Below are 16963 nucleotides of genomic sequence, written 5' to 3'. Positions count from 1 at the left end.
ATCTTTAGTTAGAACTCTTGTCCACTTTCGTGGACGTATTTTCTTGGGCGCCTGAAGCTTCTTCCGAAGTTCCATGGTTATGAGCGCCTGTACCTTCAATGACATACTTCGTCACGATATCTTGGAACAATCCTTCAGGGAAGGAAGAATAATAAGCAACATTGCTTGTTCCCGGTTCCGCCAGAGTGTTATACGTCTCTTGCGTCAGCGGTTGGGATTGACCTTTCACTTCTCTTACCCATTGATCGAATTCTTCATCTGATGTTGCGTTGACGTCGAATCGCATTTGGGCAAAATGTTCGCCAGTAAAGTTGGCACCAGAACCGAAGTAGGTTCCTTCGTGATCTGCTTGCAAATACAAGGTCATCGCCATACCCGACATCGTATAAATTTGTCCACCAAGCTGCGGAATCCAGAACGAGTTCATCGGTGAATCCGCGGTAAGCTCAAATTTCACGGGCCGGTCTGCCGGAATATTCAACGTATTGACCGTTGCAATGCCTTGCTCAGGATACATAAACAACCATTTCCAGTCCAGTGAAGATACTTGAATGGTAATGGGTTCTTTCTCAGAAGCCAGTGGCTTCGAAGGCTCCAAATCATAGGTGTAGCGAACAGTGACGATCGCAAGCAATCCAATGATAACAATTGGAACCGTCCACCAGATAGCCTCAGCTTTGGTACTATGAGCCCAGTTCGGCTCATAAGCAGCTTTATTGTCCGGCTTGTCGCGGTAACGCCAAACGATTACAGCAGACAAAATCAACACAGGCACGATAACGACCGCACAAAGAATTGTCGAAATGACAATCAAATCTCTCTGCGAAGCGCCAATAGGTCCCTTCGGATCCAGAACAACGTACTGCCCGCCTGCCAGCATTGGCCAGACAATCAATGCAATTGTAACCAACGTCAGGACAACCGGAATGATAATCCGGGTAAGCGACCTAGGTTTCTTGTTCATCTTGATCCCCTCTCCTTAAATTCGCTCATACTGAAAAATCAGTATACTACTCTCTTCCTTCTAAAGATATCAGAAATGAGCAACTTTTTTGGTCTTGTTAACAAATTTGTCGATTTTACACCTTAAATGTGTGAATTTTTTCTCACAAATCACTTGCACACTTGATATTTTTCCATTGTAATCATTACACTTCGAGTCACAAAATAAAACCCTTTGCAGTCCCGTTGAACAGTCTCAACGAATCCGCAAAGGGCTTTATTGACTGGATTCCGGGTACTTATCCAGTCTTATTATGAACGAAGGATCGCCAGATTATAATTAATCCGCTCCTTCATCTTCCCGGCGTGTATGAACAAGACCAATTGATTTGGCGATTACATAAATAAATACACTACCTACCAGAAAACCGATGCCGACCATCAAGCCAAGATTACGGTCATTAAATTCATTCAGGTTAATCAAACACATGACCACTCCAGTAATAAGGGCGATCCAGGCCAAAACTGTCATCGTCAACACTGCGCGCCGCATATTCTTATCTTTACGCTCCAATTGGCTTACCATTGCTGTCTTCGATGCCATAGTAAACACTTCCTTTTCCCTTTTTGTAAGTGCTTTCCTTTTACCAATATACCACATCAGTATGATTTTTAGTCAACAAATGTTCAAATTTATTTCGAAATTTGGACACTTTATTTTGATTTAAACTGTTGACAAACACTTAATTTATCCTCTTGTTATGTATAACCCAAAAACGACCTCTTCATAACAGCAATAGGATTTAACCTTTTGAACGCTTTATGAACATGTCTCCTTTCCCTGAAAATCCTCACAAAAAAACGGCGGTTCGGATAAACCGAACCCACCGTCTTGTTTCGAATCTATATTGTGCATGGATAGCTCCAACTAATTACGTGTCTCCAGCCAGTTGTTTTTAATGACATTCTGGTACCAATAAAAGCTTTCCTTCGGCGTTCTTACCAGTGAACGATAGTCCACATGAACAAGACCGAAACGCATCCGGTACCCTTCTGCCCATTCAAAGTTATCCATCAGAGACCATGCCATGTATCCCTTCAGGTTAATGCCATCGTTGATGATCCGGTGAATTTGGGCTAAATGCTGTTCGTAATACGAAATCCGGCGATCATCATTAATTTTCCCATTCTCCAGATCATCATTGATACAAGCACCATTCTCGGTGATGTAGACATCGACGTTGCCATACTTCTGCAGGTAATGCATGAACTCATACAGCCCGCGAGATTCAATCGGCCAGCCAATATCGGTCTTCGTCAGGCCCATATCCACTTCTTCAGACTGCAGTACCCCTGCCTCCGGATTGAAACGATTAATGCCCATCGTGTAATAGTTGATTCCCAGCAGGTCAATCGGTTGCGAGATGATCTCCATATCACCTTCCTGGATTGGCACTGTGGCACCCGCTTGGGCAAACCAATCCACCATGAATTGCGGGTAGGAGCCTTTGTAGATCGGGTCCAGGAACCAGTCTGTGTTGAGTGCGATAGATCGGTCACATGCTGCCTGATCTTCCGGTGACTTGCTGTATGGCTCAGCCCAGCATACGTTAGGTGCAATACCGATCTGTCCCGTTGTGCCAAGGCGCCGGAAGGACTGTACCGCTTTGCCATGAGCAACAAGCAGTCCATGAGCCACATTAAGGGAGGTCTGAAGGTCTTTGTTCCCCGGTGCATGGATTCCCAGCAGGTTGGACAGGAACGCAATACACCATGGTTCGTTAAACGTCAGCCAGAACTTGATTTTACCCGTGAATTCCTTGAAGATGACCTCTGCATATTTAACAAAGGCATCAACGGTTCTCCGGTTTCCCCAACCTCCGTCATCCTCCAACACTTGAGGCAGATCCCAGTGATAGAGCGTGCAAAAAGGTTCAATACCTGCCTCAAGCAGCTTGTCCACGAATCGGTGGTAAAAGTCCAGGCCTTCACGATTGATCTCGCCATCCCCGTCCGGGATAATGCGTGGCCAGGCAATAGAGAATCGGTATGTGTTGATACCCAGCTTCTTCATCAGCTCAATATCTTCCTCATAACGGTGGTAGCTATCGCAAGCTACATCTCCATTATCCCCATTGAAAACTTTGCCTGGTGTCCGGGCAAATGTATCCCAAATGGATACACCGCGTCCACCTTCCTGTGCTGCTCCTTCTATTTGATAGGAAGCTGTTGCTGTACCCCAGCGAAAATCCTGCGGAAATTGAAAAATGGTCATTGGTTTCTCCCCCGTCTCCTCATGATACGCGGACAGTCTGTCCTGCGGTCATGGATAAAGTAATTACATAATCCCCTTGTGGTGTCAGCTCAGCCTGATGCCGCTCCCCATTTTCACCCTGCAGCGCGTGTGCACTTCGAATGGTTACCGAACCATCCCGCTCAGCCTTGATTACGACAGATACCAATTGGCTGTCCTTCCACTCCATGGATAGGGTGTAGCCTCCCCGTGCACGCAAACCAGTTACGCTGCCTTGTGTCCATTCATCTGGCAGAGCCGGCAGCAAATGTAGTTCATTCAGATGGCTCTGCAGCAGCATCTCTGCAATGCCGGCCGTGCCCCCGAAGTTGCCATCAATCTGGAATGGAGGATGATCATCGAATAGATTAGGGTGAGTTGACCGGGCAAGCAGTGTACGTACAAACTGATGCGCCTGGCTACCGTCAAGCAGACGAGCATACAGATTGATTAACCATGCACAGCTCCAACCGGTATGCCCACCCCCTTGCGATATGCGCCGTTCAAGCGTTACACGTGAAGCTTCCACCAGGTCCGGTGTATCCATTCGATTGATCTGTTCCCCCGGATACAGGCCATACAGATGGGAAACATGGCGATGTCCTGGCTCCGATTCGGCGAAATCCTTGAACCATTCCTGCAATTGACCTTCACTGCCAATCCGGAACGGATATAATCTGCTCAGGCTGTCTTCCCATTCCGCAACCAGTGCCTGATCGACCTCAAGAGTCCCCGCTGCCTTAATACATCTGGTGAACAATTCACGAATCAGCGTCATATCCATCGTGGACGCCATCGAAATGCTCCGGGCTTCTCCGTCACCTGTCAGGAACTTGTTCTCCGGTGAGGTTGAAGGAGCAGTAACCAGATAGCCATCCGGTCCTTCAATCAGCCAATCCAGACAGAAAAGTGCTGCCTCCTTCATGACCGGATATGCACGCTCTTGGAGGAAGCGCTGATCTCCGGTAAAGAGGTAATGTTCCCACAGATGCGAAGTCAGCCAGACACCACCCATCGGCCAAAATGCCCAACTGGCATCACCGCCCGTAGGTGTTGTCGTTCTCCAAATATCCACGTTGTGATGGGCTGTCCACCCGCGAGCACCATACAATATGCGAGCTGTTCTGCGCCCGGTCTGACTGAGGTCCTCCAACAAATCGAATAGTGGTTCATGGCATTCGCTCAGATTACACACCTCAGCTGGCCAATAATTCATTTCCGTATTGATATTGATCGTATAATCACTGTGCCACGGTGGCTCAACCTGATGATTCCATATGCCCTGCAGATTGGCTGGCTGTGTACCTGGGCGCGAGCTGGCCATTAATAGATATCTGCCATATTGAAAATAAAGAGCTTCGAGCCCGGGATCTTGAGCTCCACTCTGGTAGGATTGAAGCCGCTCATCGGTAGGCAGCTCTGCTTTAGAAGTAGATCCGAGATCAAGACGGACTCGAGAAAATAAAGAAACGTGATCAGCCTCATGTCGGATACGCAGGCTTTCATGCCCTAATGTCATGGCTTTGGCGATGACATCTCTGCACTCTTGCTCAAGCAATGGTCCATCCTTTACGGGAACAATCTCATAGCTCTCAAAAGCAGTAGCTACAGCCAAGTAAAATACAACCTGTTTGGCTCCCTGAATATGAAGCTTGCCATCCACCGTCGATATCTTCGCCTCATTTCCGGTCACCGTCACCGCTAAACGAACTGCATACGAGGTCCCCCGGTCTTCTTCATAGATGACCGATTCGGGATGGTCCCGGAAGTAGTTCGACTCCACATGACTCGGACAACGGCTGAACATGGTCACCCCATCTTCGGAAAGCTGGGTTGTATACGGATGCGGGCTATCCAAATAAGCAGTGATGTTAACTGCCCCGTCCCTGTCAGCCGTGAGCGTACATATCATCAGATCATCCGGTGTACTGGTGTACACTTCACGAACATAACGAACACCTTCGTAGACATAGCTTGTTTTCGCTATACCAGATTCCAGATCAAGTTCACGTTCAAACTCTTCATAATTCAGCCCAAGAAGTCCTTCCTGCCGCAGGATGAAGTGCCCCATCGGCTGGTAAGCTTCCACATCACGGCCCAACATTTCACGATTGAGCAGTTCTTCAGCTTCACTATATTGTCCCGCCATGATTAGTTCACGGGTGCGCTTCAAGTACCTCTGGCTGCTGTACTGAATGGTGTCGCGTGGATAACCTGACCACAGGGTGTCTTCGTTTAACTGAATACGCTCTTCCGCTGCACCACCATACACCATACCGCCGAGACGACCGTTCCCAATAGGCAGCGCCTCTTCCCATCGAGTAGCGGGCTGGCGGTACCATAGACGATTGAACTTTGCTTCCTCATTGAATAGGGACATATAATAACTCCTCTTCATTGATCATCTATTATTTTAACGGAATCACTAAAACGTTTTCGAATACAACAAAACAGGTGCAATTGTTATGTATTCACTGGATCTCCGTGCACCTCAATTTAGTGCTTTAGCAATATTAAGGTGAAAGTGCTTTCAGTAAGAAAAGTATATTGGATTTAACATTCTTCGTCAACGTAAAACATCACAAGACAAACAAGAAGAGACCCTTGTTCAGGGCCTCTTCTATACTATGGATGAATCTCCACCCACGCTTGATTATTTTACATCTTTGCCAGTCCAGAGAGATACACGGTCTTTAACCCAAACCGTATATTGTTTCTCCATTTCCACTGCTCCTGCTTTATCCAGCTCAGCGAGCATGTCATCATACACTTTATCGAAATTCGCAGGCGTCGTCAGAACTGCTTCTGGAATCCGTTTACGTACGATATCCTGAGTTTTTCTGAACGTTACGTCATAGTCTGTACCTGAAGGTACAGGCATGTTATATGCCGCTCCCCATTCTTTGAGAGGAAGATCCTCTTCAGACGGATAGAACTCTTTCCAGGTTGTAATGCCATAGGCTTTGAGCGTTTCTTTCTCAGCCGCTGTATAACCAGCTACAATCTGTTCAGGGAAGTTGGTTGTGTAATAGTTATCTGTAGAATCCTTCACACCATCACCATATCTTGCGCTGAAAATATTGTACAGACCAATACCGGTTTCTTTACTGAATGCAGAGTTGTCATTGGTTTTACGATCCTGAACTTCGTCAGGGATAACACGTTTACCATTCTCTACATTATAGTGTTGACCTTCAATTCCCCAGTTTCTCAGCACTTGACCTTCGTCCGAAGCGAGCCAGTCCATGAATTTAATGATACGCACTGGGTCTTCCGCTGCAGTGGTGATTCCAATTCCGTAGCCGTCGAATCCAGTTGGCTGGAATGTGTGGTCCACGATATCCTCGTTCAGGGATACAGAGAAGTGGGCGTACGTGCTGTCATCCTTGCCTGCACCTTTCAGTGCATTTTCAGCTTCTTGATAGTTCCATTCCTGGTCAATCAAGCCGAGTACACGGCCGCTGGCAATTTTGGATTTGTATTGGTCGTCTTTTTGAACAAATGTATCTTTGTCGAGCAGTCCTTCATTATACATTTTGTTCAACCAACGGAAATATTCTTTTTCTTCCGGACGTTTGTAGTGCAGCATCGCTTCATACGTTTCCGGGTTGATGTAATATTCACCGTCATCCGGAGCACCTGTTGCTTGGAATGCCGGGTTGGTTACCGTAATCATGATCTTCCAGTCATCCGCATTCAATGTCAACGGAATCGTTGGCTGTCCATCAATGGTTGGATGTTTCTCATAGTAGGCTTTGAGCACATTCTCGTAATCCTCAAGTGTTTTCACTTCAGGGTAGCCGAGCTCCTTCAACACCTTTTGTTGAATTTCAAAACCGCCTGTTGCGTCAAACGTCATATTATCTACACCCATATTGGTTGGGATCGTGTAGATGGCTGGGTCTTCCGTGCTGTATTTCAAACGATTCATCTGATCGCCATAAATCTTCTTCAGGTTTGGTGCATGCTCCTCAATCAGATCCGTGAGGTCAATCATCGCACCGGCATCTACAAGCTTAGACAAGTTACCTTTTGGGAAAATGATATCAGGATAATCACCGCTGGCAGCCATGAGACCAATTTTTTGATCGCCACCATTGTTTACATCGTATTCTGCTTCAATTGTAACGCCAGTTTGCTTGGTAATTTCCTTACCAACTGCATCTTGCATCTTGTTCCAAGTTGGACTTGCATCAGCACCAAAAAACGTAAATGTAACCGGATCGGTACCGTTTGAATCTTCAGAAGCGCTTTTGCTTCCCGAATTTCCGCAACCAGCAGTAACCAACAGCGCACTTGCGAGCATCAACATTGCAAAAGTCTTAGGTGTATTGCCTTTCATTTTGCCTCTCATTGTCTAGTTCCCCCTATTATTATGAAGGTTTTATCTGTATAACAGGCTAAGCCTGCGAATACCACTTTTGGAGCGCATTTCTGTATGCGCTTACCATAAGACCAATCCATACTTTTTGTAAGCCTAAAATATATTGTATGGACACATCACTTTAATGCTTCTAACAATGATAAAACGTTTTCGAAACCTTCTTTAAAACGCTTACTGAAAGTGCTTACATCAATGATTATATGCTATCCTACCCGTCCCGTCAACAACAAAAAAAGGCCTTTTTACAAGGCCTCTTTCTGCAGAACAAAAGCTTTAAATTATAGTTCGTTTTCTGAAATTTTCAGTTATTTCACATCTTTACCCGTCCACAGGGCTACACGTTCCTTCACCCATACGGTGTACTGTTTCTCCATCTCTACTGCCCCTGCTTTGTCGAGTTCAGCCAGGAGGCCGTCGTAAACTTGATCGAAGTTTTCAGGCTTCGCCAGAATAGCTTCAGGAATCCGTTTGCGGATGATATCCTGTGTTTTCTGGAATGTTACGTTGTAGTCTGTATCCGATGGAACCGGCATGTTGTATGCAGCGCCCCAGTCTTTCAACTTCAGCTCATCTTCAGAAGGGAAGAAATCCTTCCATGTTGTAATACCATATGCTTTCAGCGTTTCCTTCTCAGCTGGAGTGTAACCCGCTTGGATCTGTTCAGGGAAATTGGTTGTGTAGTAATTGTCCGTAGAATCTTTTACCCCGTCGCCATATCTTGCGCTGAAGATGTTGTACAGACCAATACCTGTTTCTTTGGTAAATGCCGAGTTATCGTTGACTTTGCGATCCTGAACTTCGTCAGGAATGACACGTTTTCCGTTTTCAACATTATAGTGTTGACCTTCAATTCCCCAGTTTCTCAGCACTTGACCTTCATCTGAAGCAAGCCAATCCATGAATTTGATGATTCGTACCGGATCTTTGGCCGTTGTTGAAATCCCGATTCCGTACCCGTCGAATCCAGTTGGCTGGAATGTGTGATCCACGATATCCTCGTTCAGGGATACAGAGAAGTGAGCATACGTGCTGTCATCTTTGCCCGCTGCTTTGAGGGCATTTTCGGCTTCACCATAGTTCCAATCCTGGTCAATCAGACCGAGTACGCGGCCGCTGGCAATTTTGGATTTGTATTGGTCATCTTTTTGAACAAATGTATCTTTGTCGAGCAGTCCTTCATTATACATTTTGTTCAACCAACGGAAATATTCTTTTTCTTCCGGACGTTTGTAGTGCAGCATCGCTTCATACGTTTCCGGGTTGATATAATATTCACCGTCATCCGGAGCACCTGTTGCCTGGAATGCCGGGTTCGTTACGGTAATCATGATCTTCCAGTCATCCGCGTTCAATGTGAGTGGAATGGTTGGTTGACCGTCAATCGTTGGATGTTTCTCATAGTAGGTTCTTAATACGTTTTCGTAATCCTCAAGCGTTTTTACTTCTGGATATCCAAGCTCTTTCAAAACCTTTTGTTGAATCTCAAATCCGCCACCAGCATCAAATGAAACGTTATCTACACCCATGTTCGTCGGAATCGCATAAATGGCCTGATCTTCGAGACTGTATTTCAAACGATTCATCTGATCCCCATAGATTTTTTTCAGGTTTGGTGCATGTTCTTCGATCAAATCGGTAAGGTCAAGCATAGCACCTGCGTCAACAAGCTTCGATAAGTTCCCTTTAGGAAAGATAATATCAGGGTAATCACCGCTGGCAGCCATCAAAGGTATTTTCTGATCCCCGCCATTATTCACATCGTACTCTGCCTCAATCGTAACACCTGTTCGTTTGGTAATCTCTTGGCCGACTGCATCCTTCATATTGTTCCAGTTTGGACTTGCATCTGCACCAAAGAATGTAAACGTGATTGGACTGGTTGTATCCCCTGTATCCTCTGGTGTTTCTGAAGCAGTAGTACCTCCTCCACAGCCTGCCGTAATGGCAAGTGCACTAGCAAGTAGAAGCATAGCGAATGTTTTTGGTGTTTTGCCCTTCATGTGTAATCCCCCTTATGGATAAAATGAAGCTATCTATTGTATAACAGGCTGGCCTGCTCATACCGGAAAGTGAATAATCTTAATGTTAATCTTTAGCTTTTATTACTTTAAAAGCGCTTACTAATTGAGTTGATAATTACCTTTTTAAATTAATAAACCTGATATATTCCTTTATTTCAGACTTGAAGGGAAAGCCGTTAAGGTCTGTCATACCAGTGATGTAAGTGCTTTCATACTTGAATAATAATCGCTCCGAAAGTCCTTGTCAATAGTGAATTTGTAAATTTGAAAACGTTTTTCGGAAAACGTTTTAGTACAAAAAGAGGAACCCAGGTTTCTGGGTTCCTCTCTTCAAAAAATGAATGATACACTATAGAACAATTATTGAGCTTCACCATTCCACAATTTAACGCGATTTTGGACAAGCTCGGTGTATTGTTGTTCCATTTCCTCTGCTCCGGCTTTGTTCACTTCAGCAATCATTCCATCATAGATGGCGTCAAACTGATCCGGGGAACTGAGAATAGCCTCCGGAATTCGTTTACGGATAATATCCTGTGTTTTCTGGAAGATGACATTGTAATTGGAGTCACCTGGCGTTGGCAAATTGTATGCCGCTCCCCATGGCTTAACCGGGAACTCATCTTCACTTGGGTACAAGTCCTTCCAGGTTGTAACACCATATGCTTGCAGTGTTTCTTTCTCTGGCTCTGAATACGCTGCTACGATCTGTTCAGGGAAATTCGTGGTGTAATAGTTATCCGTCGAATCTTTAACCCCATCTCCATAGTGACCCGACATATTCGTGTAGAGACCAATCCCCGTCTCTTTTTGGAATACGGCAGCATTGTTTGTCTTTTGGTCCAGAACATCGGCAGGAATGACACGCTTGCCATCCTTCACTTCGTAGTGCTGGCCTTCAATTCCCCAGTTCATCAGCACTTGACCTTCTTCAGAAGCCAGGTAATCGAAGAATTTAATCGTACGAACCGGATCCGGATTCGTAGTTGTAATACCTACACCCCAGCCGGATACGAATCCCGTGTCCTGATAGGAATGATCCTTGATGTCCTCAGACAGGGTTACCGGGAAGTGTGAATATGTTGCTTCAGGTTTGCCTGCTGCTTTCAATGCGTTTTCAGCATCAGAGTAGCCCCAATCCTGGTCAATTACACCAAGCACACGTCCACTTGCGATTTTGGATTTATACTGATCCGTTTTTTGTACGAAGCTGTCCTGATCAAGCAATCCTTCGTTGTACATTTTGTTCAACCAACGGAAGTACTCTTTTTCTTCCGGACGCTTGTAGTGAAGCATTGCTTCGTACGTTTCTGGATTGATGTAATATTCACCGTCATCCGGTGCACCTGTTGCGAGGAAAGCCGGATTCGTTACCGTGATCATGATTCTCCAGTCATCCGCGTCAAGTGTTAGAGGGATCGTTGGTTGTCCATCAATCGTCGGATGTTTCTCTTTATATGCCTTCAGCACATTTTCGAAATCCTCGAGTGTGCGCACCTCAGGGTAGCCAAGCTCTTTCAATACACGGTGCTGAATACCGAACCCGCCGCCTGCATCAAAGTACTTTTGGTCTACCGCGTAATACGTTGGCAGCACATAAATGGCCTGATCCTCATTACTGTATTTCAACCGGTCCATGTAATTACCATACAGCTTCTTCAGATTGGGAGCATACTGGTCAATCAGATCGGTCAGATCCAACATTGCTCCTGCATCCACCAGCTTGCTAAGCTCTCCTTTGGGTGACACGATATCGGGATAATCGCCGCTCGCTGCCATTAAGGATATTTTGTCCTGACCACCGCTGACGGCAAATTCACCGTTAAGTGTTACTCCTGTTTTCTCCGTAATAACCTGGCCAACCTCATCCTTCATGCCATTCCAGTTTGGACTGGGATCGACGCTAAAAAAGCTGAATGTGAGCGGAGTCGTTTCACCACTTGTGTCTTTAAACGACGTATCGCCGCCAGTTCCTCCACCGCCACAACCTGCGAGCAAAGACATCGCAAGTACAGGAGCCAGTGCCCCTTTCATTTTAAAACTTGCCATAATGGTAATCCTCCCTGTTTCATATGTCTGTCTTATCCGGGACTTTTTTGTCCCTGTCTATAGCTTCATGAATGCCGCTCCGCAGCCCTATACGGTGAGGCGCAAACCAATTGGTTACGCCTCGGGCACCTGATGCTTTTTTTAGTTTACGGCTGCTCTTTTTGGCAGCTCTATATTGTTGATTATTATGCTTTTACTGCACCCAGTGTCATACCGCCTACAAAGTACTTTTGCAGGAATGGATATACAACCAGGATTGGAACGGTAACAACGATCGTAATGGCCATCTTGATGGACTCTGGTGAAATCTGCGTCATCTGCTGTGCCATGTCATTGGCATTCCGTCCAGCACCAGAACCTTGTTGTGTACTTTGCAGTACTTTCATCAACTCATACTGGAGTGTTGTGAGATGTGCCTTGGAACCGTTGTACAGATACGTATCAAACCATGCGTTCCATTGGCCTACTGCCAGGAACAATGCAATCGTTGCAAGAACCGGTTTACAGAGTGGCAGGATGATTTTGTAATAAATCTTAAAGTCATTTGCACCGTCCAGTTTCGCCGATTCTTGAAGCGCATACGGCAGTCCGTCAATAAAGGAACGAATAACGAATACGTTGAACGCACTGATCATGCCTGGCAATACATACACCCAGAACGTACCGATCAGGTTCAGGTCACGCATCAGGATGTAGACCGGAATCAGACCCCCGGAGAAATACATCGTAAGTGCAAGTGCAGTGGATACGAATTTTCTCAATTTGAAGTCCGGACGAGCCAGTGTAAAGGCAATCATCGAGGAACTGATCAGACCGAGCAGTGTACCTACAATCGTACGCAGAATGGAAACCTGTAGACCTTGCAGCAGCCCGTCATACTGGAAGATCGTTTTGTAGTTTTCCAGTGTAAATTCCCGCGGCCACAAGTAAATTCCACCACGTACCGTATCTGTTGAGTTATTCAATGAGATCGCAAGCACGTTCAGGAATGGATACAGCGTCACGATCAGTACCAGCGCCATAGCAATGATATTGAATATATCGAACAGTTTATCGCCCCGTGTAGCATTGAATGATTTGTTCGCCATAGTGTTCCCCCCTCCCTACATGATGCTTTCTTTGGTGAATTTCTTAAACAACCCGTTCGCTGTAAACAGAAGGATGATACTGACAACGGAGTTGAATATACCTATCGCTGTACCGTATGAGAATCGTCCCATGTTCAAACCATAATTGAGCGCGTATAGATCAAGTACTTCTGAGTAGTCGGTCACCAAACTGTTTCCAAGCAAGAACTGCTTCTCAAAACCGATACTGATCAAGTGTCCGATAGACATGATGAACAGTACGGAGATTGTAGTCCGAATACCTGGCAGTGTGATGTGCCACATCTGTCTCCAGCGGTTCGCACCGTCCACTCGGGAAGCTTCGTAAAGTTCCTGATCAATACCGGTAATGGCCGCCAGATAGATGATGGCATTCCAGCCCGTTTCTTTCCACATATCTGAAGCGGTTACAATGTACCAGAACAGGTTCCCCTTCGCCATGAACTGGATTGGCTGATCGATAATATTCAGACCTACCAAAATGTCATTGATAATCCCGCCATCGGTGGAGAGCATCTTGGTAATAATCCCTGCAACCACGACCCAAGATACAAAGTGAGGCAGATATGATACCGTTTGCACTGCACGTTTGAAGAACATGCCTTTGAGCTCATTCAAGAGAATTGCAAAGAAAATCGGCACGACAAAACCGACAATCAGCCCCATCAAGCTCATTGCAAGTGTATTTCGAAGTACCAGATAGAACCGCTCATCGCTAAACAGCTCTACAAAGTGTTTAAAACCAACCCATTCTTGGTCGCTGAACGATCTGGCTGGTTTGAAATTTTGGAAAGCCATCGTCCATCCCCATAGCGGCAGATAGTTAAATACAAAAACCCAAACTACGAATGGCAGTGACATGAGATAGAGATACTTCTGCTGCTTGATGCTATCCCAAATTCCGTTCCGCCGTTTGTTCGTTGGCGGCTTGGGGTTACTGCTTCTTTTCGCGGAAGCGGATTTTTTTGTTAGCGTTTCCATCTCCGTTCCCCCTCCTCTGTTTTATAGATCCATCATAACTGATAGAGCGTTTTCAAAACACCATCTGGATTTTAGAGAAAATCATATAAAAATTAGATATCCCCCCACAGAATTCGACATTATCTGCTCAAAATCAGGTATTTTAAAGCCTTTCATCTACAATTTACGCCATAAAAAGGTAGAGATAATCTAAAATGCTAATTTTCGAAAACGTTTTATAGAAATCGTTTACCTTCACTTTTAGAGATTAGAAAAAGGACCTGGTTCAGGTCCTCGTAATCATAATGTGAACTGAATGGTCTGCAGCTTGACGATGCCCAGCAATTCAGCCGCCGATATCGTGGCAACAGGATCGAATTGATCTCCCAACAAGTACGCGACCATCTCCTGAAACAGGAAGGCAGCTTCAGGACGCTTCATCATGGAAACATTGGTAAAAGGCAAAGACGATACTAGCAGTTTCCCCCGCCCCACTCTGGCCTCAAAAGCATATGCCAATCGTTTCGCTCTGTGAAAATGATCAATTACTTCAAGAGATGGACGTACTCCATGTAACGAATCAAGGCATATCGCAGGAGTACCATTCACCAGGTGGTACCAATGCCAATCCGAAGCCTGATCATGCGGGAAACGGCCCAGCAAAGGTACCTTTTCCTGCAAATTCATTCCCATTGTTGCTCCAGACTGTGTTGCAAACATGAGATAATTCCAGAATACAGGCAGATACTTGGTCTCTACAGCATCATATAGTTCATTCGGTTTAACCTGAAGCCAGACATTGCCACCATTCATCAGATAATCAAGTACATTAGGCGTAAGTGAAGAGATGATCACCAAGTCCATTTGACCTTGGCTAATCAAGTCTTTCCCGTCCAGAGGGTCCGCCTGGCGATGATAGGAATCCGGTAAATATGGTTGCAGCTCACCCACGCAATTCCAGATCCGATGAGATCGGTTGTGAGGATGATAGTGAGGAAACGACCAACCGTACCAGACATTGGCCGCAACAATTTCCGAATGGCCTGATCTGATCTCAGCTTCAATGACAAAGGCAGCAGCCCCATGCTTAGGTGCCTGTATGGTTAAACGCCCAAGCGAAACAACAGAGCCGCAGCTAATATCTCCATGTGCCCACTCACCCTCATCCTCAATGATATTATTACGGATTAGCTTCCAATGGATGGAGGCATCGGCAATCGGCTTCTCTCCATAATGAGATATGCTGGCTTCAATATGGACAAGTTCCCCAGCATAGTAGGTCCGCTGTCTACTACCCAGCAAGAGCACAATGCTTTCGTTAAACTGCTTGAATACTGCTGGTTCCACTATCCCCTTGCTCTCCCAGAACACGTCCAGAACTCCCGTGGTCGCATGCCCCTGTCCAGGAAAGTCACGGATATCAAGCAGTTGTATGCCCGCTGCATCTGGTGTGCGGCGAACTCGCTCCATTGCTTCCTTTAACGACCGCAGCAGATGTATGCCACTTGCTTGCTGAAAATCTTCCACATCATCCGCCAGGCCTCTGCGTGCAATGGACTCTTCAATGGACTCCAACCAGCTTGGGCGCAGGACGCCTGTGTACTTTTCCCGCTCCTGAGGGCGTACATACATGGTGAACTGTGCATGTTCATGCCCAACGACCGGATTATTCGTAAGCCGGGTGACATCATGGTAATCCAGCGTGGTATCCGGTACAGCAGACAGCTCGGATTCCAGTGGAGGATGCCAGTTCAATGACTGAATATAAAAGTCTGCATTTCGGCCTTGAGCCGGCAGCTGACCAAAGCCCGTATTATCCGTACATAACCGTGTGGGGTCAAGCGAACGAGCGAGTTCTACCAAATCATTCAATTCAGGATGTCCGTTAGGACCAATCAGTTCATTACCCAACGAAAACATGACAAAGGAAGGATGTGTGTGCAAGGAATGTAATAATCCTTTTAATTCCCGGGTTAAAAATAGCATGATCTCTGCCGGTGCCTTCACGTCACGATTCTCAAACCACCGTGACCAATGCGGAAGTTCCGCCTGGACAAGCATGCCTTCTTCATCTGCAGCCTCCCAGAACGGCCGGGGTGCACTCCAGCCATGCAGACGTACATGATTGAATCCGTAAGACTTTGCCGTACGGAACTGCTGTACATAATGCTGCTTGTCCCAGACCGGATAACCCGTTAACGGAAAAATGCAACAATCCACGTATCCGCGCAAAAATACAGACACACTGTTTAACTCAAGCTTCTTTCCATTCGTTCTGAAGGAACGCATGCCAAATGTCCGTTCCACCCGATCCAGCTCTCGTCCCTCATCCTGCAAGGAGACAACGACCTGATATAACCTCGGAGATCTATCCGACCACAGAGCAATGTCCTTCTCCTGGCCCAGGTCCAGATCCCACTGCTCCGTGCCATAGCTTCCTTCAAATTGTTGGTCCTCATTCGGAAGAGACATCGAAGCGATGGTGCGGCTCTGCCTCGAAAGCCAGCTTCCATCAGGGTGCCTAATATCCACATGAAGTTGACATGTGCTGGATTTGGTAGACTCGCTAGCGCTTACATCATACCGGATCGTTACGATCCCGTTCTTGGCGCCAGGCTCGACATACAATTGCTTGATCCGGGAAGACGGTAGCCGATCCAGATAGGCCCCGCCTGTAATTCCGCCCCACGCTGTAGCCGTGTGGATGGAATGAATATGACTTCCGGCCAAAGGCAGCTTCATCGTATTATCCACACGCAATTTCAGCTGGTTTTGCTCTCCCGAATGGAGTAGGGATGTAATGTCCCATTCCTGCGCCACAAGCAGACTGTCACGCTGCCCGGCATGATGTCCATTTACCCAGAGATCTGTTGTCCATCTGACTCCCTCAAGTCTCAATACATATTCGCAGTCTGGCTCTGACACTGGAAGATCGACTATCGTCGAGTACCAGGCAGCACCCTCGTATTCACGTATTTTGGTCCATGTATCCATCCTGAGATAATCCGGCTCATTTCCATACCCCTGCTCTTCCCAGGAACCTGGAACCTGAATCGTTCCCCATATGGATTCATCAGAAATTGGCGGTCTCCCGCCATTGGCAGGGTCTGTTTCGAGACAGAACTTCCAGGTCCCCTTCAGGTCAAACGTATGGCGAACAGCTTGTATATCCGATGGTTTCATCTGATGGTCTCCTTGTCTGGAATTA

At 46.3% G+C, this 16963-nt stretch carries 10 protein-coding genes; all 10 read right to left on the bottom strand.

What is annotated here, in order from left to right; genetic code table 11:
• Positions 1-4: 4 nt before the first annotated feature.
• On the bottom strand, positions 5-964 hold the full coding sequence (cyoA, locus tag ABIC22_RS13780) for a ubiquinol oxidase subunit II (RefSeq protein ID WP_127539817.1): 960 nt from the start codon (positions 962-964) through the stop codon (positions 5-7).
• A gap of 318 nt (positions 965-1282) precedes the next feature.
• The gene (locus ABIC22_RS13775; protein ID WP_095292381.1) at positions 1283-1546 is read right to left on the bottom strand and encodes a hypothetical protein; all 264 of its coding nucleotides are present in this window, start codon (positions 1544-1546) and stop codon (positions 1283-1285) included.
• A gap of 324 nt (positions 1547-1870) precedes the next feature.
• Complete coding sequence (locus tag ABIC22_RS13770; RefSeq protein WP_127539814.1) at positions 1871-3217, bottom strand: GH1 family beta-glucosidase; 1347 nt, start codon at positions 3215-3217, stop codon at positions 1871-1873.
• Between the two features lie 19 nt (positions 3218-3236).
• Positions 3237-5615, bottom strand: coding sequence for a glycoside hydrolase family 95 protein (locus ABIC22_RS13765; protein ID WP_354481466.1), 2379 nt, complete (start codon positions 5613-5615; stop codon positions 3237-3239).
• 273 nt (positions 5616-5888) lie between these two features.
• Positions 5889-7589 carry an ABC transporter substrate-binding protein gene (locus tag ABIC22_RS13760; protein ID WP_371859984.1) on the bottom strand — a complete coding sequence of 567 codons (1701 nt, stop codon included), beginning with the start codon at positions 7587-7589 and terminating at the stop codon, positions 5889-5891.
• Positions 7590-7924: 335 nt separating this feature from the next.
• The gene (locus tag ABIC22_RS13755; protein WP_110821703.1) at positions 7925-9619 is read right to left on the bottom strand and encodes an ABC transporter substrate-binding protein; all 1695 of its coding nucleotides are present in this window, start codon (positions 9617-9619) and stop codon (positions 7925-7927) included.
• Positions 9620-10000: 381 nt separating this feature from the next.
• On the bottom strand, positions 10001-11689 hold the full coding sequence (locus ABIC22_RS13750; protein ID WP_154896694.1) for an ABC transporter substrate-binding protein: 1689 nt from the start codon (positions 11687-11689) through the stop codon (positions 10001-10003).
• A gap of 185 nt (positions 11690-11874) precedes the next feature.
• Positions 11875-12777: a carbohydrate ABC transporter permease gene (locus ABIC22_RS13745; protein WP_336783943.1), complete on the bottom strand. Its 903-nt coding sequence runs from the start codon at positions 12775-12777 to the stop codon at positions 11875-11877.
• A 15-nt stretch (positions 12778-12792) separates the two neighbouring features.
• Positions 12793-13776 (bottom strand): ABC transporter permease, encoded by a 984-nt coding sequence (locus ABIC22_RS13740; RefSeq protein ID WP_095292353.1) that lies wholly within the window; start codon positions 13774-13776, stop codon positions 12793-12795.
• A 279-nt stretch (positions 13777-14055) separates the two neighbouring features.
• Positions 14056-16938, bottom strand: coding sequence for a glycoside hydrolase family 2 protein (locus ABIC22_RS13735; RefSeq protein WP_354481461.1), 2883 nt, complete (start codon positions 16936-16938; stop codon positions 14056-14058).
• Positions 16939-16963 lie beyond the last annotated feature (25 nt).

The organism is Paenibacillus sp. PvP094 (assembly GCF_040546835.1).
Taxonomy (GTDB): domain Bacteria; phylum Bacillota; class Bacilli; order Paenibacillales; family Paenibacillaceae; genus Paenibacillus; species Paenibacillus illinoisensis.
Note: the sequence above shows the minus strand (reverse complement) of the source record. Positions and strands in the feature narration are given on the sequence as shown.